At 70.7% G+C, this 19,453-nt stretch carries 20 protein-coding genes and 1 pseudogene; 5 read left to right on the top strand and 16 right to left on the bottom strand.

What is annotated here, in order from left to right:
• Positions 1-10: 10 nt before the first annotated feature.
• From ABZ463_RS13315 to infC, 5 genes are all read right to left on the bottom strand, one after another.
• Positions 11-1,093, bottom strand: a complete 1,083-nt coding sequence (locus ABZ463_RS13315; protein ID WP_352011707.1) for a PAS domain-containing sensor histidine kinase — start codon at positions 1,091-1,093, stop codon at positions 11-13.
• A gap of 77 nt (positions 1,094-1,170) precedes the next feature.
• Positions 1,171-1,986, bottom strand: coding sequence for an RNA methyltransferase (locus ABZ463_RS13310; protein WP_352011706.1), 816 nt, complete (start codon positions 1,984-1,986; stop codon positions 1,171-1,173).
• Positions 1,987-2,070: 84 nt separating this feature from the next.
• The gene (gene rplT / locus ABZ463_RS13305; protein WP_012892552.1) at positions 2,071-2,454 is read right to left on the bottom strand and encodes a 50S ribosomal protein L20; all 384 of its coding nucleotides are present in this window, start codon (positions 2,452-2,454) and stop codon (positions 2,071-2,073) included.
• A 24-nt stretch (positions 2,455-2,478) separates the two neighbouring features.
• On the bottom strand, positions 2,479-2,673 hold the full coding sequence (rpmI, locus tag ABZ463_RS13300) for a 50S ribosomal protein L35 (RefSeq protein ID WP_184716514.1): 195 nt from the start codon (positions 2,671-2,673) through the stop codon (positions 2,479-2,481).
• A gap of 130 nt (positions 2,674-2,803) precedes the next feature.
• Positions 2,804-3,415, bottom strand: coding sequence for a translation initiation factor IF-3 (infC, locus tag ABZ463_RS13295; RefSeq protein ID WP_352011734.1), 612 nt, complete (start codon positions 3,413-3,415; stop codon positions 2,804-2,806).
• 364 nt (positions 3,416-3,779) lie between these two features.
• Between infC and ABZ463_RS13290 the strand changes: the two genes are divergently transcribed.
• Both ABZ463_RS13290 and ABZ463_RS13285 read left to right on the top strand, forming a co-directional pair.
• Positions 3,780-4,127, top strand: a complete 348-nt coding sequence (locus tag ABZ463_RS13290) for a helix-turn-helix transcriptional regulator (RefSeq protein ID WP_362775876.1) — start codon at positions 3,780-3,782, stop codon at positions 4,125-4,127.
• Complete coding sequence (locus ABZ463_RS13285) at positions 4,124-5,056, top strand: hypothetical protein (RefSeq protein ID WP_352011704.1); 933 nt, start codon at positions 4,124-4,126, stop codon at positions 5,054-5,056. Before ABZ463_RS13290 ends, ABZ463_RS13285 begins: the two co-directional genes overlap by 4 nt.
• Here ABZ463_RS13285 and ABZ463_RS13280 read toward each other — a convergent pair.
• From ABZ463_RS13280 to ABZ463_RS13240, 9 genes and pseudogenes are all read right to left on the bottom strand, one after another.
• A complete protein-coding gene (locus ABZ463_RS13280; protein WP_352011703.1) occupies positions 5,031-5,858 on the bottom strand; it encodes a shikimate dehydrogenase in 828 nt (275 codons plus the stop codon). The two genes, ABZ463_RS13285 and ABZ463_RS13280, sit on opposite strands and share 26 nt — an antisense overlap.
• A complete protein-coding gene (gene mltG, locus ABZ463_RS13275; protein ID WP_352011702.1) occupies positions 5,855-6,991 on the bottom strand; it encodes an endolytic transglycosylase MltG in 1,137 nt (378 codons plus the stop codon). The genes ABZ463_RS13280 and mltG (ABZ463_RS13275) overlap by 4 nt, the downstream gene beginning before the upstream one ends.
• A gap of 178 nt (positions 6,992-7,169) precedes the next feature.
• Positions 7,170-8,201, bottom strand: coding sequence for an endolytic transglycosylase MltG (mltG, locus tag ABZ463_RS13270; protein ID WP_362775873.1), 1,032 nt, complete (start codon positions 8,199-8,201; stop codon positions 7,170-7,172).
• 113 nt (positions 8,202-8,314) lie between these two features.
• Positions 8,315-8,749 (bottom strand): annotated as a pseudogene (gene ruvX, locus ABZ463_RS13265) (Holliday junction resolvase RuvX); the annotation flags it as partial.
• Positions 8,750-8,802: 53 nt separating this feature from the next.
• On the bottom strand, positions 8,803-11,475 hold the full coding sequence (alaS, locus tag ABZ463_RS13260; protein WP_352011700.1) for an alanine--tRNA ligase: 2,673 nt from the start codon (positions 11,473-11,475) through the stop codon (positions 8,803-8,805).
• Between the two features lies 1 nt (position 11,476).
• Positions 11,477-11,731, bottom strand: coding sequence for a hypothetical protein (locus tag ABZ463_RS13255; protein ID WP_352011699.1), 255 nt, complete (start codon positions 11,729-11,731; stop codon positions 11,477-11,479).
• Positions 11,728-12,120 carry a DUF948 domain-containing protein gene (locus tag ABZ463_RS13250; RefSeq protein WP_352011698.1) on the bottom strand — a complete coding sequence of 131 codons (393 nt, stop codon included), beginning with the start codon at positions 12,118-12,120 and terminating at the stop codon, positions 11,728-11,730. Before ABZ463_RS13250 ends, ABZ463_RS13255 begins: the two co-directional genes overlap by 4 nt.
• On the bottom strand, positions 12,090-13,505 hold the full coding sequence (locus tag ABZ463_RS13245) for an isoprenylcysteine carboxylmethyltransferase family protein (protein WP_362775870.1): 1,416 nt from the start codon (positions 13,503-13,505) through the stop codon (positions 12,090-12,092). The genes ABZ463_RS13250 and ABZ463_RS13245 overlap by 31 nt, the downstream gene beginning before the upstream one ends.
• Positions 13,502-14,416 carry a hypothetical protein gene (locus tag ABZ463_RS13240; protein WP_362775868.1) on the bottom strand — a complete coding sequence of 305 codons (915 nt, stop codon included), beginning with the start codon at positions 14,414-14,416 and terminating at the stop codon, positions 13,502-13,504. The genes ABZ463_RS13245 and ABZ463_RS13240 overlap by 4 nt, the downstream gene beginning before the upstream one ends.
• 83 nt (positions 14,417-14,499) lie before the next feature.
• Between ABZ463_RS13240 and ABZ463_RS13235 the strand changes: the two genes are divergently transcribed.
• On the top strand, positions 14,500-15,147 hold the full coding sequence (locus tag ABZ463_RS13235; protein WP_352011695.1) for a TetR/AcrR family transcriptional regulator: 648 nt from the start codon (positions 14,500-14,502) through the stop codon (positions 15,145-15,147).
• 4 nt (positions 15,148-15,151) lie between these two features.
• On the opposite strand, the gene ABZ463_RS13230 is transcribed toward ABZ463_RS13235, so the two are convergent.
• Both ABZ463_RS13230 and ABZ463_RS13225 read right to left on the bottom strand, forming a co-directional pair.
• Positions 15,152-16,465 (bottom strand): replication-associated recombination protein A, encoded by a 1,314-nt coding sequence (locus ABZ463_RS13230; RefSeq protein WP_352011694.1) that lies wholly within the window; start codon positions 16,463-16,465, stop codon positions 15,152-15,154.
• 38 nt (positions 16,466-16,503) lie between these two features.
• On the bottom strand, positions 16,504-16,977 hold the full coding sequence (locus tag ABZ463_RS13225; RefSeq protein WP_352011693.1) for a hypothetical protein: 474 nt from the start codon (positions 16,975-16,977) through the stop codon (positions 16,504-16,506).
• A gap of 197 nt (positions 16,978-17,174) precedes the next feature.
• Between ABZ463_RS13225 and ABZ463_RS13220 the strand changes: the two genes are divergently transcribed.
• Both ABZ463_RS13220 and ABZ463_RS13215 read left to right on the top strand, forming a co-directional pair.
• Positions 17,175-18,077, top strand: a complete 903-nt coding sequence (locus tag ABZ463_RS13220) for a peptidylprolyl isomerase (RefSeq protein WP_362775865.1) — start codon at positions 17,175-17,177, stop codon at positions 18,075-18,077.
• 167 nt (positions 18,078-18,244) lie between these two features.
• Positions 18,245-19,441, top strand: coding sequence for a cytochrome P450 (locus tag ABZ463_RS13215; protein WP_352011691.1), 1,197 nt, complete (start codon positions 18,245-18,247; stop codon positions 19,439-19,441).
• Positions 19,442-19,453: the final 12 nt, after the last annotated feature.

The raw sequence follows: 19,453 nt of genomic DNA, 5'->3' as shown, positions 1-19,453 counted from the left end.
GCATCCGCGCTCAGGCGAAGTCAGGGGTGCCGGTGGGCACCATAAATCGAAACTCGGCCCCGCCTTCGGGCCCCCGCTGCACGGAGATGGTGCCGCCGTGGGCCTCGATGAGACCCTTGACGATGAAGAGACCGAGGCCGGTGCCACCGCGGCGGCGGGCGTTGCCCCGCCAGAACTGCCGGAACACGCGCGTGGCCAGCTCGGGCGGAATGCCCTCTCCCTGGTCACGGACGGACACGGTCACTCCCCATTGGTTCGGTTCGACGACTATTGTCACCGTACCGCGCCCGTGGCGCACGGCGTTTTCCATCAGGTTGGCCAGCACCTGGTCGATTTTGTCCTGATCGAGCCAGGTCTCGGGAAGTTCGCCCAGCACCCGGAGCAGGAAGCGCCCCTCGGGCTCCCCCGCTGCGACCCGCCCATCGATGATCTTCTGGACCCTCGCCGGGACGTCGACCACCTGACGATGGATCTCAAGGCGCCCCGACTCGATGCGGGACACGTCGAGCAGCTCGGTGATCAGCCGGGTCACCCGGTCGGCGTCGGCGTTGACCGTCTCCAGCATGACCAGCTTCTGGTCGTCGGTGAAGCGGGTCCACTTGGCGAGCAGGGTCGCGGTGAACCCCTTGACGCTGGTCAGCGGGGAGCGCAGCTCGTGGGCGACGGTCGAGACCAGGTCCGCGCGGCTGCGTTCGAGCCTGGCCCGCGCGCCCGCGTCACGCATCGTGATCACCACACGGGCGATCTCGCCACCCCGCTCCGGCCTGCGCACCAGCCGGGCCGCGACGAGCATCTCCTGACCGCCGGGAGTGCGCAGCGGCAGCTCGGGCTGGCGGGTGCGGGTCGGCAGGCCGCCGTAGGTGTCAAGCCACTTCCACCAGTCGCGCCCGTCGTGATCGCGGAAGGAGAACACGTCCCGCACGTGACGTCCGACGGCCTGGTCCCAGCCGATCCCGGTCAGCCGGGTCGCGGCCCGGTTGACGCTCAGCACGTGGCCGTCCCGATCGGTCACGACGAGGCCGTCGGGAAGGTCGTCGACGTCGATCACACAGGCGGAATCAGCGCTCCGCTCGTCGGTGTGTTCGCCGTGCACGACCCCGCCTCCTCGACGCTACAACGCCGACAATAGCGGGTTTCGCGTGTCCTCCGGCAGCCTCGGGACGGGGGGCCTCACCCGCTCAGGGGACGTACACGTTGAGACCGGGCAGAGGCATACAGACACACCGCGGCGGCCGTCGCGAGGTTGAGGCTCTCCGCCCCGCCGTAGATCGGCACCCTGACCACCTCGTCGGCAAGGTCGAGGATCTCCTTGGGCAGCCCCCAGGCCTCGTTGCCGAAGATCCAGGCCGCGGGCCCCGAGAGGTCGACGTCGTCGAGCGTCCGCGTTCCCGCGCCGTCGGCGGCGAACACCCGCAGGCCCGCCCCTTTGAGCCTGTCCACGGCCTGTGCCACCGGGGCACCGGTGACGACGGGCAGGTGGAAGAGGCTCCCGGCGCTGGCCCGAACGCACTTGCCGTTGTAGGGGTCGACGGAGGCGTCGGTGAAGACCACCGCATCGGCCCCCGCGGCGTCCGCGGTGCGCAGCACGGTCCCGGCGTTTCCCGGGTCGCGGACGTGGGCGAGCACGGCGACGAGCCTCGCCTGGTCGGTGACCGCGCTCTCCAGGGGGACGTGCACGAACCGGCACACCGCCAGGAGGCCCTGCGGGGTGACGGTCTGGGCCAGTTCGGCCATCACCTCACCGCTGGCCCGGTGCACGGGCACCCCCGCGGAGACGGCGGCGGCGACGAGGTCGGCGTGGCGCGCCTCGGCCTCGACGGTGGTGAACAGCTCGGTCACGACGCCGTCGAGCGCCAGCGCCTCACGAACCGCCTGCGGCCCCTCCGCCAGGAAGGACCGGTCCCGGTCCCTGAAGGCTCGTTTGGTCAGCCGCCTGGCCGCCTTGACCCGCGGCGACTTGATGTTGGTCAGCTCAGATCCCGCCATGTCCGTTCCCCAGGAATGCGAATGCGGCCCACAGCGTGATCGCTGTGGGCCGCGTGTTCTTCAGCGCGTTCGTCGGCGCCGGATTCAGCCGGCGACCGGCGCGTTCACGTCGGCCGGAAGCGCCTTCTTGGCGGCTTCGACCAGGGTCGCGAACGTGGCGGCGTCGTTGACCGCGAGGTCAGCGAGGATCTTGCGGTCGACCTCGATGGAGGCCAGACGCAGCCCCTGGATGAGGCGGTTGTAGGTGATGCCGTTCTGACGGGCAGCGGCGTTGATGCGCTGAATCCACAGACGGCGGAAGGTGCCCTTGCGGTCCTTGCGGTCGCGGTAGGCGTAGGTCATCGAGTGGAGCATCTGCTCCTTGGCCTTGCGGTACAGCCTGGAGCGCTGCCCCCGGTAGCCCTTCGCCCGCTCGAGAACGACCTTGCGCTTCTTCTTGGCGTTGATCGCCCGCTTCACGCGTGCCATTTGTATCTATCTCCCCGGGGGCCGTTACTTAGCGAGCAGCTTCTTGATCTTCTTGGCGTCGGCGTCAGAGAGCACGACCTCGGGCTTGAGACGACGCGTCAGCTTGGAGGACTTCCACTCGTTGTAGTGGGCGCGGTTGGCGCGGCGGCGCTTGATCTTGCCTGAGCCGGTGAGCCGGAACCGCTTCTTCGCACCGCTGTGCGTCTTCATCTTCGGCATCTCAGCCGTCTCTCCCTCGATCGTGCCGATGTCCCGGGCCGGTAACCCGAGTCAAGGGCATGCCTGACTGTGAGACCGGACCCGGCCTCGGCTTCATCTCGCGACTGCCTGACGGTTCAGGCTATGCGAGTCACTCCTGCGGAGCGGGCACCTGCTCGTCCTGAGACCCGTCCGCGGCATCGTCGTCACGCCGCGCCTTGGCCGCCGCCTTCTCGGCCTTGGCCTCGGCCTTCTTCTTGTGCGGCCCGATAACCATGATCATGTTACGGCCATCCTGCTTGGGCTGGGACTCGACGAAGCCGAGCTCCGTGACGTCCTCGGCCAGCCGCTGCAGGAGCCGGAAGCCCAGCTCGGGCCGGGACTGCTCCCGGCCGCGGAACATGATCGTTACCTTGACCTTGTCCCCCGCCTTAAGGAACCGCACCACGTGACCCTTCTTGGTCTCGTAGTCGTGCGGGTCGATCTTCGGGCGGAGTTTGATCTCCTTGATGATCGTGTACGCCTGGTTACGCCGCGCCTCGCGTGCCTTCATCGCGGACTCGTACTTGAACTTGCCGTAGTCCATGAGCTTGCACACGGGCGGGCGAGCCGTAGCCGCGACCTCGACGAGGTCGAGATCGGCTTCCTGAGCCAGCTTCAGAGCATCGCCGATGGAGACGATGCCAACCTGTTCGCCGTTCGGACCGACGAGGCGGACCTCGGGGACGCGAATACGGTCGTTGATGCGGGGCTCGGCGCTGATGAGGCCTCCTAGGTTGCGATCCGCCGCCGTCCTTGCAGGCGGCTTTGCACATACTCGATCGTGCCGGGAGGGTCGCGGAACACAGGCCGTTTCCAGGTCGAGAAGCGCGAATGCCCCGCACGTCGCGCATGCGGGGCCACATGAACTCGCCGATTCACACACCGCGAGCCCGGCCGGAGTCATCCGGCTGTGATCCTTGACCTGCCGACCTCTCGGTCGACCAGGTGGGAGGTGAACCTCCGCTTGCGCGTCCAGCAGGCATGCCGGACCGATCGAGTAGTTACTCTATCACACCCCCGACACCCGCCGAATCATTCCCGATCCCACCTTCTCAATATGCCGATGGTCGATATATAAAGACCATATGAACCAGAGATCGATGCAGGAGCCGACGTTCCTGATCCTCACGGCCCTGGCCGCGGGACCCCAGCACGGTTACGGGGTGATCAGCGACGTCCAGGAGATCTCCGGCGGCCGGGTGCGCCTGCGGGCGGGAACCCTGTACGCCGCCCTCGACCGCCTCCAGTCCGAAAATCTGATCGCCACCGACCGCGAGGAGGTCGTGGAGGGCCGGATACGGCGCTACTACCGGCTGACCGCGGAGGGCCGCACCCGCCTGGCCACCGAGGCCGAACGGCTGCGCAGGCACGCCGAGGCGGCCTCGACCCGGCTGCGTGCCCTGGTCCCCGGCGTGGGCGGGGGTGTGGCGTGAGCACACTGGAGGAGCGTTACCGCAGGCTGCTGGCCCTCTACCCGGCCGAGCACAGGGCCAGGCACGGGGAGGAGATGCTCGGGGTGATGCTGGCGCAGGCCGGGCAAGGATGGCGGTTCCCCGACCCGCGTGACGTGCTCGACCTGGTCAAGGGCGGGGTGCTGATCCGCCTGCGGCACGCCTTCGGCCCGGGCAGCGGCGGATCCTGGCGTGACGCGCTGAACATCGCCGCGATCGTCGCCCCGCTCCACCTGCTGGTCCTGGAGATGAGCACCTGGGGCACCATACTGTTGACCGTCGACGGCACCCAGCCTCTCCTCTACGCCCTGACGCCCGCCGTCTACGCGCTGCCGCGCCTGCTGATCGTCTGGCTCGCGCTGCGCGGCCCGCGCTGGGCGGCCGCGGCGGCGGCCTGGGTCTTGACGGCCGCCAGCACGACGATCCCGGCTGTGCTCAGCATGGGCATCGACCCGTTCACCCCCTTCGAGAGGGCGTTCTACGCACTGCCCGACCTCGCTGTCGCGCTCCTGCTGACGTTCGCCCCCAGCCCGACGGCGGGGGCGACGCTGGTCGGCCGCCGTTCGCTGCTGCGCTGGACCGCCGCGGCGATCCTGACGATGAACGTCGCCTCGGCTCTGGAGCACTTCCTCGCCCCCGAGTACTTCCTCGGTTCCCTGGCCATGACGACGATGGTCTGCATGGCCTGTGGGGCGGCCAGCCGCACCCCGGCGGGACGCCGGGCCGTCGTCCTCCTGGTGCCGCTGTTCCTGGTGCTCTACCGCGGCGTGCCGTGGTCCGGGATGTCGCACGACGAGTGGCTTCCCGGACTCGTCCAGGTCCTGGTGGGCGTCACCGCCTTCGTCGTGGCCAGGAGGGGCTTCCGGCCGTACGGCTCGGGGACCGTCAGCTCCCCGGAGCCGCTCGCCTGACGATCTCGGCCTTGCCCGCCGCGCGCATCGCCTCGACCGGGACGTCGGTCCGGCCGGTCATCATCTCGACCTGCCGGACCGCCTGGTGCAGCAGCATCGGGAAGCCACCGACCACGGTGCCGCCCGCGGCCTCGACGGCCGAGGCCAGCCGGGTCGGCCACGGCGCGTAGACCACGTCGAAGAGCGCGGGCACCCCGGCCAGCAGGCCGGCGAAACCGTCCGCGGCGCCGGAGGGCAGGGTGGAGACGACCAGGTCGACGTCCAGGACGCTCTCCAACTCGTCGAAGGTGCGCACCGACAGGGCGGTGCCGAGCCGTTCGGCCACCTGTGCCGTCTCGCCCGCCCTGGCCGGGTCGCGGACCACCAGATTGGCCCGCGAGAGGCCCAGCTCGCGCAGGGCGGCCAGTGTCGAGGCGGCCGTCGCCCCGCCGCCGAGGACCGTGGCGCCGTGCGGCGGCTTGACCCCGGCCTCGGTGAGCGCCTGGACGATGCCGTACACGTCGGTGTTCTCCCCGTGGCGACCGCCCTCGGAGAGGATCACGGTGTTCGCCCCGCCGACCTCGACCGCCAGGTCGGAGACCGTGTCGAGCAGCGGGAGCACGGCGCGCTTGAGCGGCATCGTCAGCGACAGGCCCGCCCAGCCGGGGCCGAGCCCGTCGAGCAGGGCGGGCAGTCCCGCCTCGTCGCATTCGAAGGCCTCGTACTGCCAGTCGTACAGGCCGAGGGCCTCGTAGGCGGCCCGGTGCAGGTGGGGCGAGAGCGAATGGGCGATGGGCGAGCCCAGGACCGCCGCCCGCGTCATCCGCCGTTCCTGTTCTTCTCGAACTCCGCCTTCAACTGGAAGAACTCGGCCTCCGTCGAGGCGAACTTGGTGATGCCGCGCTTGGGGTCTGTGGTGACGAACCAGATCCAGTCGCCCTTGGCCGGGTCGAGCGCCGCCTGGATGGCGTGGTCACCCGGGTTGGCGATGGGGCCGGGCGGCAGGCCGAGCCGCTTGTAGGTGTTGTAGGGCGACTTGCTCTCCAGGTCGGCGTTGGTGGCGGAGATGCCGTACTTGTTCAGCCCGTACATCACCGTGCTGTCCATCTCCAGCTTGCGGTTGCCGTCCAGGCGGTTGTAGATGACCCGGGCCACCTTGGACATGTCCTCGACGCTGCCCGACTCGGCCTGGACGATGCTGGCGATCGTCATGATCTCGTGCGGGGTGTGCCCGAGGCTCTTGGCCGCCGAGACGAGCCCGTCCTTGTCGGCCGTCTGGTTGAAACGGTCGACCATCGCGGTGAGGATGTCCGCCGCGGTCATCTTGGGGGTGATGTCGTAGGTGGCGGGAAAGGCGTAGCCCTCCAGGCGTCCCTTGGCGTAGCCGGGCAGGCCGAGCGCCTTGACGTTCTTCGCGGCCTGCTGGAACTCCTTGAGCGGCTTGCCGGTCTCCTTGGCGAGCGTCGCCAGGGTGTCGGACAGGCGCAGGCCCTCCTTCAGCGTCACCCGCTCCAGCAGCCGCAGAGACGGATCGAGCAGCTTGACGGCCGCCGCCGAGGACATCCGCTTGCGCATGCGGTACTCACCCGGTTGCAGGGAGGCGCTCTTGCCCGCGTCGGCGACGGCCCCGGTGAACGTCCTGGCGCTCTTGACGACGTCCTGCTTCTCCAGGGTCTGGGCGACGTCGGAGGCGGTCTGACCGTCCTTGATCTCGATGACGACCTCGCCGCTGCCCTCACCGGCGTAGTCCTGGGGAGTCGTCATCTCACGCAGCCAGGTGTAACCGTAGAAGCCCGCCGCGCCGAGACCGCCGATCAGGACGATGACCGCGAGCATCGGGGCGAGGAAGCCGCCCCTGTTGCGGCGACGCCTTCTGCGGCGGCCGCGCCGTCCTGGAGACTGGCGAGAGCCACGCCGTGACCCGTCGTCGTCCTCGGCGCCGACCAGAAAGTCCATATCGAGCCCGTTCATAGATGCGCTGGCCAATCTCCCGGCAGGGACGGCGTGGCGTCAAGCGGGTCCGCCAAACCGAGGAGGAGCCCCGGACCGGACACCTCGGACCGCCGTTGGCCCTCGTTCGGACCGCCGGAGTGGATCGCCGCGCGCGGCGGAACGGGGGGTGTTCCGCCGGACATCAGTGCGTCCCGAGGTATCTGTTCAGCTGTTCCCGGTATCTCACAAACTCACTCTCTTTGTCAGTGAATTTCGTGATTCTATGCGCCGGATCCGTGGTGACGAACCAGAACCACCTTCCCCTGCCAGGCCGAAGCGCCGCTCTCAGCGCCTTCTCCCCGGGACTGGCGACGGGGCCCGGCGGCAGGCCGGGCCTCAGATAGGTGTTGTACGGCGAGCGCACCGTGGTGTCCTTCTCCGAGACCATGAGGCTTCTGCGCCTTTGCGCGTAGAGCACCGTGGTGTCGAGCTGGAGGGGGGAACCGGCCTTGATCCGGTTGTAGATCACTCTAGCGATCTTCGGATAGTCCGAGTATCTCCCACCTTCCGCCTGGACGATGCTGGCCACCGTGACGGCCTCAAGCGGGGTCAGGTCCCTCCTGGCGGCCCGCCGTTCCAGGTTCAGGTCGGCGGCGGCGTCCTTGAAACGTTCCACCATGGCCCCGAGCAGCTCGGCCGGGGTCGTGTCCGGCTCCACCTCGTAGGTCGCCGGGAACAGGAAGCCCTCGGGGCCCCTGGCGTAGCCGGGCAGGCCCAGCGCCCGGAGGTTCCTCGCCGCCCCGACGAGGTCGGCCCTGCGCATCCCCGTGCCCTCCGCGAGCCGGTCGAGCAGCTCCGGCAGACGCAGCCCCTCGGGGACGACGACACGCCGCACCATCCGGGAGCGGGGCTCGGTCAGCAGGTCGAGTGCCGAGGTGGCCGACATGCCTTTGCGCATCCGGTAGTGCCCGGGGAACAGGCTGCCCGCCTTCCCGCGTTCCTCGGCCACCGCGACGAACGAGCCCGCGCTCGCCACGACCCCCGCCTCGGCCAGCGTCGCGGCGATCTCCCCCGCGCTCGCGCCCTGCGCGATCCGCACGGTGACCGCTCCCGTGCCGGGCCCCTCGAAGTCGGCGGGGGTGAGGTAGGGCCTGGCCAGGACATAGCCCCCGGCTCCGAGCAGCGCGGCGCCCGCGCCACAGGCCAGCAGCCATGCCAGCCGCCGCCCGCTCACCGTCCGGTCCCGCCGCTCGGCCTCTCCTCACCGGGCCGCCGGGCGCCCGGCGGCCCGGACGAAGAACCTCTCGGCGACCCGGAGGACGGCCCTGCCGGTGGACCGGCCGCCACGCCCGGCGGCCTGCCGGTCGCCCGTTCGTTGTCCAGGGCAGCCTGGAGCAGCACGACCGCCGCCGCCTGGTCGACCACGCCGCGCTGCTCCCTGGCCCTGACGCCACTGGCGCGCAGCCCCTGCTGCGCGGTGACCGTGGTGAGCCGTTCGTCGAACAGCCTGACGGGGACGGGCGCCAGCCGCGAGGCGATCCTGCCCGCGAACTCACGGGCCACCCCCGCCGCCTGCCCCTCACGGCCGGAGAGCGAGGTCGGCAGGCCGACGACGATCTCCACCGCCTCGTACTCGGCCGCGATCTCCGCGAGCCGGTCGAGGTCGCCTCTGCCTCGCCGTACGGTCTCCACCGGCGTGGCCAGCAATCCGGACGGATCGCTGCGGGCCACGCCGATGCGGACCGAGCCGACGTCGACACCCAGCCGGATGCCACTTCTCATCATGTTCTCCGCCTCCGCCTCAGAGCCGCGCGCGGCTCACCGGCTTCGGCCGCTCAGGCGAGTGTCTGGGCGATCGCCTGTTCGACGGCGCCCAGCGCGTCGCCGATCGCCTCGGGCCGGGTCCCGCCGCCCTGGGCGACGTCGTCCTTGCCGCCGCCGCCACCGCCGAGGGCCTTGGCCGCGACGCCGACGAGCCTGCCCGCCTTGAGGCCGCGCTCACGGCCCGCGTCGTTGACCGTGGCCACGACGACCGGCCGGTCGGCGGGAACCGCCGCGACGACGACGACCGCCGCGCGATCCCCTGGGAACCGTCCGCGCACGTCAAGGGCGAGTTTACGCAGATCATCCGCAGAGGTGCCATCAGGCGCGCGGTGTGTCACCACGGACACTCCGCCCAGATCACGTGCTCCGGCGGCCATCTCGCCCGCGAGCGCGAGGACCTGGGCGGAACGGAGCCTGTCCAGCTCCTTCTCCGCGGTGCGCAGCCGGGTGACGATGCCCTCGATCCGCTCGGGCAGCTCCTCCCTGCGGGCCTTGAGCTGCTCGGAGAGCTGGGCGACGAGCACGCTCTCACGGGCCAGGAAGCGGAAGGCGTCCAGGCCGACCAGGGCCTCGACCCGTCGCACTCCGGCGCCGATCGAGGCCTCGCCGAGCACCTTGACCAGGCCGAGCTGGCCCGAGCTCGCGACGTGGGTGCCGCCGCAGAGCTCACGGGAGTAGTCGCCGACCTCGACGATGCGGACGGTCTCGCCGTACTTCTCGCCGAACAGGGCCAGCGCGCCCATCGCCCTCGCCTCCGCCTGGGAGGTGTGGAAGGCGTTGACCTTCAGGTCGTTGATCAGGATGGCGTTGACCTCGTCCTCGACGTCACGGAGCACACTGGGCGGCACGGCGCCCGCCGCGGTGAAGTCGAAGCGGAAACGGCCGGGCGAGTTCTCCGAACCCGCCTGCGCGGCCGTCTCGCCGAGCGCGTTGCGAAAGCCCCTGTGCACCAGGTGCGTGGCGGTGTGGCTGCGGGAGATGGCGCGGCGCCGCTCGACGTCGATCTCGGCCTGGGCCTGGTCTCCGACCCGGACCTCACCGGTCCTGACCTTGCCCCGGTGCACGATCACGCCCGAGACCGGGGACTGCACGTCGACGATCTCGACCTCGGCCCCGTCGGTGCGGATGATCCCCTGGTCGGCGAGCTGGCCGCCGCCCTCGGCGTAGAAGGGGGTACGGCTGAGCACGACCTCGACGGTGGTGCCCGCGCCCGCGGCGGGGACCGGGAGCCCGTCGACGAGCAGGCCGATGACCGCGGACTCGGCGGTCACGTTGTCGTAGCCGAGGAACTCGACCCTGCCGGTCTTCTCCAGGATCTGGCCGAAAACCGAGATGTCGGCGTTTCCGGTCTTCTTGGCGGCGGCGTCGGCCTTGGCGCGGTCGCGCTGCTCCTTCATCAGCCTGCGGAAGCCCTCCTCGTCGACCTTGAGGCCCTGCTCGGAGGCCATCTCCAGGGTCAGGTCGATCGGGAAGCCGTAGGTGTCGTGCAGCTGGAAGGCCTGGTCACCGCCGAGGGTGCCCCGTCCCTTGCGCTTGGTCTCCTCGACGGCCGCGTCGAAGATCGCGGTGCCGGTGCGCAGGGTGCCGAGGAAGGAGGCCTCCTCCGCGTCGATGACGCCGTGGATCTGCGGGGCGTCGGCCTTGAGGTCGGGATAGAGATCGCCCATCACGTCGATGGTCACCGCGGTCAGGTCGTGCATGTAGCGCTGCTCGCCCGCGCCCAGCAGGCGCAGGTTGCGGATCGCACGGCGCAGGATCCGCCGCAGCACGTAGCCCCGGCCCTCGTTGGAGGGCAGCACGCCGTCGGCGACGAGCATCACGCCGGTGCGGACGTGGTCGGCGACCACGCGCAGCGAGACGTCGGCGCGCTCGTCACGGCCGTAGCGGGTCCCGGTCAGCTCCGCGGCCCTGTCGAGGATCTTGTAGGTGGTGTCGATCTCGTAGATGTTGTCGACGCCCTGCAGGATCGCGGCCATCCGCTCCAGGCCCATGCCGGTGTCGACGCTCTTGGCGGGCAGTTCGCCCACGATGTCGAAGTCGGTCTTGCTGCGCACCGTACCGAGCTGGAACTGCATGAAGACGTTGTTCCAGACCTCCAGGTAACGGTTCTCGTCGGCGATCGGGCCGCCGTCCCTGCCGTACTCGGGGCCGCGGTCGTAGTAGATCTCGGTGCAGGGGCCGCCGGGGCCGGGCACGCCCATGTGCCAGTAGTTGTCGGCCAGGCCGCGGCGCTGGATGCGCTCCGCGGGGATGCCGACCTTGTGGTGCCAGATGTCGTAGGACTCGTCGTCGTCGTGGTAGACGGTGACCCAGAGCCGCTCCTCGGGGAAGCCGAAGCCGCCCTCGGACTCGGGCTTGGTCAGCAGCTCCCAGGCCAGCGGGATCGCCCGCTCCTTGAAGTAGTCGCCGAAGGAGAAGTTGCCGAGCATCTGGAAGAAGGTGGCGTGCCTGGTGGTCTTGCCGACCTCGTCGATGTCGGGGGTGCGCACGCACTTCTGGACGCTGGCCGCCCGGGGGTAGGGCGGCTTCTGCTGGCCCAGGAAGTAGGGCTTGAACGGCACCATGCCCGCGGGGACGAGAAGCAGCGTCGGGTCCTCGGCGATGAGGCTGGCCGAGGGCACGGCGGTGTGCCCACGCTCCTCGAAGAAGCGCAGGAAGCGGCGGGCGATCTCTGCCGACTCCATGTCAGCGGCCATCCTTTACGTGGTAGGTGTAGGTGTTCTCAACACTGTCGAGGCCGAATCGGGAGCGCAACTCGGTTTCCCGCTGCGCCGCGCCGTCCAGCGCCTCGGCCGCGAAGTCCCGGGCCTGGTCCAGGACCCCCGAGGCGCCGCGCACCGCACGGCGCGCCAGGTGGTTCGGATGCAGTGACTGCAGCTTACGCATCGCCCACACGGCGCCGAACGCGCCCAGGGAGATGTAGAAGAGCCTGCGGATCATCGCCGCCGCCCTTCGAGGACCCGGGAGCCGGGCCTGCCGTTCCTGCGGGCCGACAGGGCGCGCCTGACGCCGTGGGTCAGCGCGGCGAGCTTGATCAACGGCCCGGTCACCAGGGTCTGGGTGACGTCGCTGATCTTGGCGGCGTGCCCGCTGACCTGCTTGACGTCCTTGGCGATGGCCTCGACGGCGACCAGCTGGCGGTTGGTCTCGCTGACGGTGACCGTGACGTCCTCCAGCAGCGGGACCACACGTTCGCCCAGCTCGGAGACCATCTTGGTGGTCTCGGTCAGCAGCCGGGCCAGCTTGACCAGCGCCACGGCCAGGAAGCAGACCAGGATCGCCCAGGCCATCGCGACGATCAGTCCGGCGACCTCTCCTGCGGTAAGCATGCGCCGATCTCCTTAGTTGACCCGGCTGGAACAGGCAAGACCTTACCGCGTCCCGAACCGCTTCCCCGGCATACCGTGACACGACGCCCAGGCGGTCGGCCGTACCCGCCCGGCTTCCCCGCCGGCGACGGCCCGTTCCGTACGGCCAGGGTCCTGGGCGCGCCCCCGAAGGCGTCCATGCAGAGCTGGGCGAACCGGCCGACCCCCGGGATCATGAGCGTCCAGCCCGCCAGGGCCCAGCCGAGGTGGATGTGGGTCAGCACGTGGGCGATCGCCGCCACCCCCTGGGCACCGCGCCCGTCCGCCGACTCGTAGGTGATCCGGCGCAGCCCCGCGGGGTGGTCCTCCGCGGCGAGCACGCGCAGCCCGGCGGGACGGCGCGCGACGATCCATCCGCCGACCTGCGAGCAGATCCCGCAGGTGGTGGCCACGTACACGGACGCGACGGCCCCGGGGAAGGCGACGGGCCGCCACCTGGGCACCCACGCCCGTACGGCGCGCCGGTAGGCGGCCCACTCCCCGCCGAAGCGCGCGGTGAGCCCCTCCCCCTCGTGCCAGGCCGCCAGCCCCGCCCCGTAGGCGAAGGCGACCAGCGCCGCGGCCAGGAACACCGGGTCGAGCAGGGCGAGCAGCAGGTAGCCGCCCGTCATCGCGGCCTGCATCGGGTTACGGACGTAGGCGTAGGGCCCGGTGACCACCAGCCGTTCCGGCGGGTCGTACGGCAGCGGCGTCCCCCGGCCGGCGAGCGCGAACTCCCGTACGGCGGCCAGCCCGAGCAGCGAGGGCACGGCCAGCGCCTGCGCCATGAGGCCGAGCACCCACATGGGCTGCCGCCACGCCCCGGTCAGCACGATGGGCAGCGCCATGCCCCCGGCGGCCGCGAGGACGATCTGGGCGGCGGCCCTGAGGGGCAGGCGGCGGCCTCCGGCCGTCCAGGAGGCCACCAGCAAACCGGGGAGCAGGGCGACGGCCATCGCGACCGCCTCCCCGGCGAGCCAGTGCTCACCGAGCACGACGACGGGCTCGGCCAGGGGCATCACCGCCAGGTCCAGCCAGCCGAGGGACGCGGCGACCAGCGGGATCGGCGCCCGGCGTGCCACCAGGCCGGGCACCGCGCCCCAGAGCAGTGCCCAGCCCAGCAGCAGGTCGATCGGAACGCCCCGGTAGAGGGCCCCTACCGCGGTGAAGCGCCACCAGCCGAGGTCCTGGGCGAGGAGGTTCACCGCGATGAGCGCCTCCAGGTTCCACAGCGTGGCCAGGATCGCCGCGGCCGCGTCCCGTTCTCCGAGCCCCCGGCGGACCCGGCCTCTCCAGGTGGCCGCGAGCACCGCGGCGACCGGTACCGCGAGGGCCAGACCGCGCACCAGCACGGGGTCGCCCGTCATCGGGCGAAGGTCCCGGCCAGGTAGTCGGCGGCCTGGCCGACGGCGTAGCGCTGCAGGGGGCCGAAGTACCAGCCGGGGTCGAAGGTACGGCGGTAGCGCAGGGCCACCGCGAGCCTCCCGTTCCCCCAGGTGAACTCCGCCTCGCGGAGGTCGAGCCAGCGGGTCAGCGTGGTGTCGCGGACCACGGAGAAGGTCACCCGCCCCGGACCGCGTTCCTTCACCCTGAGGGTCATCGAACGCGGTTCGGGAAGGGCGCCGATGCCGAGGGAGCGGCGCGGGTTGAAGGTGATCTCCCGCAGTGCGCCGACCTCGAGGCCGGTGCCGGTTGCCGCCAGCGGCCTGGGGAAGCCGATCTTCAGGAACGCCGACTCGAACGGGCCGAAGCGGGGGACGGCGGCCAGGGCCTGTTCCGTCCCGGTCCCCGGGGCCGCCCGCACCGCGGTGACCGCGTTGTCACGGGCCGGTCCGGCCACCTCCGCGCCCACGGCGACGAGCGTGAGCAGCACCAGCGGGGCGGCGAGCGCGTGGGGTCCCCGCCGGTCGAAGTAGTCGATGACGGCCCCGATCAGCAGGCCGACGAGGTAGAAGAGCGGGGCCGCGAACAGCAGGCAGACGATCCCCTCGCCGAGCAACGGTCCCGCGAAGGCGAGGGCCACGGTGATCGTCGCCAGGATCGCGCCGGTCGCGGACCTCGGTTTGCTCGTCAGCACGACCGTGATGGCGATGACGGCGGGGAGGCCGACGTAGAAGAGCGTCGTCTCCTCCAGGTGGCCCGCGTGCAGCACCCGGTAGAGCAGGAGCGCGACGAACAGGGCCAGGAGCAGACCGGCGAGGTTCCAGCGTGCCCTGCGCTCGGTCCGGTCCTCGGGGAGCGGTTCCGAGTCCGGTGATCTTCCGGACGGGTCATCCATGGGGCCACCCTCTTCATCGGTCGGTTTAATCAGTCGATTAAACCGTATGATCGAAGAGATCGTCTTGGCAAGGGAGCGGTGAAGTGAACAAGCAGGCGGGCGCGGAGACCCGGGAGCGGCTGATCGAGGCCGCCGCCGAGACCGTGCGGACCGAGGGATACGCCGGGGCCAGCGCCCGTACCATCGCCAAGGCCGCCGGGGTCAACTCGGCGCTGGTCTTCTACCACTTCGGCGGGGTCGATCCGCTGCTGCTCGCCGCACTCGACCGCGCCTCCGAGCAGCGGATGACCGACTACCGCAGAGCCGTCGAGCGGGCCCGCACGCTGGAGGAGCTGGCCGAGATCGCCACCGCGATCTACCGGGCCGACCTGGAGGCGGGGCACATCACGCTCTTCTCCGAGCTCGTCGGCGCGAGCATCGCCAGGCCCGAGCTCAGGGCGGAGATCGTCAAACGCTCCGACCCGTGGATCGACTTCGTCGAGCAGACGCTGGAGCGGGTCATCGGCGGCTCACCCCTGGCCAGGCTCATGCCGCCCCGCGACCTCGCCTACGCCGCGATCACCTTCTACCTGGGCGTCAACCTCTTCACCCACCTTGACGCCGACCGCTCCCGCACCGACGCCCTGTTCACGCTGGCCCGCCGGGTCGCCCCCCGCGCCAGGCTGCTGACCGTGCGCTTCCCCCGCCGCGGACCTCGCGCCCGACGGCAGGACGGCGCGCCTCCCTCCTGAGGGGCTACTGGCCGCCGCGCAGGAAGGCGCGGATCCTGCTCCAGCGGTCGGCGAAGGCGGCCTCGGCTCCGTGCCGGGTCGGCCGGTAGTAGCGGCGGTCCCTGAGCTCGGCGGGGGCGTAGTCCTGGCGGACCAGGCCGTGCTCGAAGTCGTGCGGGTAGCGGTAGCCCTCACCGTGGCCGAGCCCCCGTGCCCCGGGGTAGTGCGCGTCGCGCAGGTGGGCGGGGACCTGGCCGATGTCGCCCCGCCGTACGTCCTGGGCGGCGGCGTCGATCGCGGTGATCACCGCGTTGGACTTGGGGGCGAGCGCGCAGTGGACGACCGCCTGGGCCAGGTTCAGGCGGCCCTCGGGCAGGCCGATGAACTCGACCGCCTGCGCCGCGGCCACCGCCACCTGCAGGCAGGTGGGATCGGCCATGCCGACGTCCTCCGAGGCGAAGATGACGATCCTTCGGGCGATGAACCTGGGGTCCTCCCCCGCCTCGACCATCCTGGCCAGATAGTGCAGCGCGGCGTCGGCGTCGGAGCCCCGCATGCTCTTGATGAAGGCGCTGACCACGTCGTAGTGCTGGTCGCCCTGGCGGTCGTAGCGCACGGCCGCCTTGTCGACCGCGCGCTCGACCACCTCGACGGTGATCTCGTCCTCGGCGATCAGCGCGGCCGCCTCCAGATAGGTGAGGGACCTGCGGGCGTCTCCCCCGGCCAGCCGTACCAGGTGCTCGACCGCCTCGGGCGCCAGCCGTACCCGACCGTCCAGGCCGCGCGGGTCGGCGGCGGCGCGTTCGAGCACGCCGCGGATGTCCTCCTCCGACAGCGACTCCAGGGTCAGCAGCAGCGAACGGGACAGCAGCGGCGAGATGACGGAGAAGAACGGGTTCTCCGTGGTCGCGCCGATGAAGGTGACCCAGCGGTTCTCGACGGCGGGCAGCAGGGCGTCCTGCTGGGCCTTGTTGAAGCGGTGCACCTCGTCGACGAACAGCACGGTCTGCCGCCCCGACATGCCCAGCTCGCGGCGGGCCTGCTCGATGGCGGCGCGGACCTCCTTGACCCCGGCGGAGACCGCGGAGACCTCGACGAAGCGGCGCTTGGTCACCCCCGCGACCACGTAGGCGAGGGTGGTCTTGCCCGTGCCCGGCGGCCCCCACAGGAACAGCGACATCGGGGCCTCGCCCTCGACGAGCCTGCGCAGCGGCGTGCCCGGCCCGAGCAGGTGACGCTGGCCGATCACCTCGTCCAGGCCACGGGGGCGCATCCGCACCGCCAGTGGCTCATGGCCGCGGTGGGCCTCCTCCGCCGCCGAGTCGAACAGGCTGTCCACGCTCAGACAGTACCGTCAGGGGGCGGGCTCCCGATCCCTCAGAAACCTCCCCAGACCGCGACGGCGCCACTGTGGCCCGCCCTCACCACGTAGTAGCCGGCCACCACGGCCAGGACCACCGTCAGCGCGCGCAGCGCCGTCCCGACCCCCTTGGGCGCGCTCTCCGAACGCCCGGGACGCGTGAGCCGGACGAGACCGAGTGAGACCACTCCGAGCGCCAGTACGGCCAGCAGCAACGGGGTCGCGAAGCTCTCGTGCTCGGCGACGCGCTGCCCGAGCTCCCCGCTCGCCGAGGAGAAACGTCCCCTTTTGAGCTCCTCACCGCTCTGCCTGGCCGCGAAGACCGTCACGGGCGAGATGACCGCGAGCCCGACGACCGCCCAGGTCAGCACCGCGCGCGTGCGTGCGGCCAGGGCGTAGACGGCGGCCAGCACCACCAGCAGGGGCGTCAGGACCACGGCGGCGTGGACGATCAGCGGGTGGGCGGGCAGGCCCAGAATCTCGTCGAACATAGGGGGGCTCCGGTCATCGGCGGCGTCTGTGCAGGTGGGATCCCACCGTGAACGCTACCTGGAACGCGGCACTTCACCCGCGTCTTCCTCTCCTACCCCATCTGACGGATTCTGTCACTTACATCCATCACACGCCGAGGCGGGTACGCTTTCGCCCAGTCAATAGTCATGGAACAGCAATTCTGGAGGACGAAGCGGTGAGCGGCGAAGACCGCCAGAGCCAGCTGGCGCGGGAGCACAAGGAGCGGCAGGCCCAGCGGGCCCAGCAGACCGCCCAGCAGTCGACCGCAAAGTCGAGGCGGAACACCTTCATCGGAGCCGGCGTCGCGGTCGTCGTCGTGGCCGGAGGCCTGTTCGCCGCGACGAACCTCCTCGGCGGCAACGACCCCAAGCGCCCCACCCCCTCGGAGAAGAGCGCGGCGGCCGACCCAAGTCAGGCCCCCGCCCTGCAGCCGTCGCCGACCCCCTCGGCGGAGCTGGCCAAGCTGACCTGCTCCTACCGCAAGGACACCAGCGGCAGCCCGGCCAAGTACGTGGGCATGCCCCCGGCCAAGCCCAACCTGAAGCTGAAGAACATGAAGATCACCACCAACCTCGGTGACATCGTGATCGAGCTCCAGACGGACCGGGCCCCCTGCGCGGTCAACTCCTTCGCCTTCCTGGCGAAGAAGAACTTCTTCGACAACACCAGGTGCCACCGCCTGGCCACGCCGGAGAACTCCGGGCTCGGCCTGCTGCAGTGCGGCGACCCGCAGGCCAAGGCCGACGGCAAGAACCCCACCGACGGCCAGGGCAGCTCGGGTTACGTCTTCAACGACGAGAACCTCGGCGGGCTGCCCTACACCAGGGGAACGGTCGCGCTGGCCCAGGCGGCCGAGGCGGCGAACCAGAACGGCAGCCAGTTCTGGATCTCCCTGTCGGACGAGACCGCCCAGCTGCAGCCCGACTACACGCCCCTCGGCACGGTCACGCAGGGCATGGACATCCTCGACAAGGTCTACAAGGGCGGCTGGATCGAGAACCCCAACGACATCACCGGCGACGGTGGCTCGAACGCCCCCAAGATCCCGGTGATCATCAAGGACGTTCAGCTCACCTAGGGCCACCTCGGAGGGCCTCGACGGGGGTGAGGTCCTTTCGTCGCAGGCTCGCTCGCACCGACATACCGGTCATCACGGCCACCATCTCGCACACGGCGGGCGAGCCGCGACCTCCCGGGCCAGACTGGAGGGGAACAGGATCCGATCCATCTCCCCGGGGGGCGCCGATGCCGGAGAAGTTACCTTTCGAGTTCATACTGAGCCCCGATCCGCACGCCGCCTGCGCCGCGCTCAGGGGGAAGGGCCCCGTCCATCCGGTCGACTTCCCTCCCGGCATGGGCGCCTTCCTGGTGCTCGACTACGAGCACGGCCGTCCCGCCCTCAACGACCCCCGCCTGGCCAAGAGCGTCTCCTGGGTGCCCGAGCCGTTCCGCGCGCGTTTCCACGCCGACAACCGGATCCTGGCCGGCAACATGCTCGACAGCGACCCTCCCGACCACACCCGGCTGCGCCGCCTGGTCTCCAAGGCCTTCACCCCCCGCAGGATCGAGGCCCTGCGCCCCCGCGTCCAGAAGATCGCCGACGACCTGGTCGACGCGATGCTCCCCAGGGGCGGGGCGGACCTGCTCGACGACTTCGCCTTCCCCCTGCCGATCACGGTGATCTGCGAACTGCTCGGCGTGCCCGTCGAGGACCAGGACGCCTTCCGCGACTGGTCCGGCACCCTCGTCGGCCCCGCGCTCAACGAGGAACAGGCCAGGCACCGCGGCGAGGTGAACCTCGCCGTCGGCGACTACTTCACCGCGATCATCGCCGAACGGCGGGCCGCCCCGCGTGACGACCTGGTCAGCGCGCTGGTCCTGGCCCGCGACGACGACGAACTGCTCGACGACCAGGAGCTCCTGGCGGGCCTGACGCTGCTGCTCATCGCCGGGCACGAGACCACGGTCAACCTGATCGGCAACGGCATGCTGGCCCTGCTGACCGCCCCCGAGCAGCTGAAGCTGTTACGGGAGCGGCCGGAACTGCTGCCGTCGGCGGTCGAGGAGTTCCTCCGGCACGACGGACCGGTCGAGCGTGCCACGTTCCGCTTCGCCACGGAGGATCTCGAACTCGCGGGAGTCCACATCCCGAAGGGCAGCGTGGTCCACATCCTGCTCGGCGCGGTCAACCGCGACCCCGAGGTCTTCCCCTGCCCCGACGTCCTGGACATCACCCGCGCGGACAACCGGCATGTGGCCTTCGGCCACGGCATCCACTTCTGCCTGGGCGCGCCGCTGGCCAGGCTCGAGGCGTCGATCGCCTTCGGGACGCTGCTGGAACGCCTGCCGGGCATCGAGCTGGACTGCGATCCCGCCGAGATCCGGTGGAACCTCAGCGGGTCACTCATCCGCGGCCTGCGCACGCTGCCCGTCCGCTTCTGACCCGCCGTGCCC

This window comes from Streptosporangium sp. NPDC020145, from assembly GCF_040631275.1.
GTDB lineage: Bacteria > Actinomycetota > Actinomycetes > Streptosporangiales > Streptosporangiaceae > Streptosporangium.
This window is presented reverse-complemented; position numbering and strand designations above follow the sequence as displayed.

Excerpts from the sequence above, each read along its gene's own strand:
- ABZ463_RS13215 (WP_352011691.1), top strand. The coding sequence starts at position 18,245 with ATGCCGGAGAAGTTACCTTTCGAGTTCATACTGAGCCCCGATCCGCAC.
- mltG (WP_352011702.1), bottom strand. The coding sequence starts at position 6,991 with ATGGACTTTCTGGTCGGCGCCGAGGACGACGACGGGTCACGGCGTGGC.
- ABZ463_RS13245 (WP_362775870.1), bottom strand. The coding sequence starts at position 13,505 with ATGACGGGCGACCCCGTGCTGGTGCGCGGTCTGGCCCTCGCGGTACCG.
- ABZ463_RS13250 (WP_352011698.1), bottom strand. The coding sequence starts at position 12,120 with ATGCTTACCGCAGGAGAGGTCGCCGGACTGATCGTCGCGATGGCCTGG.
- alaS (WP_352011700.1), bottom strand. The coding sequence starts at position 11,475 with ATGGAGTCGGCAGAGATCGCCCGCCGCTTCCTGCGCTTCTTCGAGGAG.
- ABZ463_RS13290 (WP_362775876.1), top strand. The coding sequence starts at position 3,780 with ATGAACCAGAGATCGATGCAGGAGCCGACGTTCCTGATCCTCACGGCC.
- ABZ463_RS13310 (WP_352011706.1), bottom strand. The coding sequence starts at position 1,986 with ATGGCGGGATCTGAGCTGACCAACATCAAGTCGCCGCGGGTCAAGGCG.
- ABZ463_RS13280 (WP_352011703.1), bottom strand. The coding sequence starts at position 5,858 with ATGACGCGGGCGGCGGTCCTGGGCTCGCCCATCGCCCATTCGCTCTCG.
- rplT (WP_012892552.1), bottom strand. The coding sequence starts at position 2,454 with ATGGCACGCGTGAAGCGGGCGATCAACGCCAAGAAGAAGCGCAAGGTC.
- ABZ463_RS13240 (WP_362775868.1), bottom strand. The coding sequence starts at position 14,416 with ATGGATGACCCGTCCGGAAGATCACCGGACTCGGAACCGCTCCCCGAG.
- rpmI (WP_184716514.1), bottom strand. The coding sequence starts at position 2,673 with ATGCCGAAGATGAAGACGCACAGCGGTGCGAAGAAGCGGTTCCGGCTC.
- ABZ463_RS13225 (WP_352011693.1), bottom strand. The coding sequence starts at position 16,977 with ATGTTCGACGAGATTCTGGGCCTGCCCGCCCACCCGCTGATCGTCCAC.
- ABZ463_RS13255 (WP_352011699.1), bottom strand. The coding sequence starts at position 11,731 with ATGATCCGCAGGCTCTTCTACATCTCCCTGGGCGCGTTCGGCGCCGTG.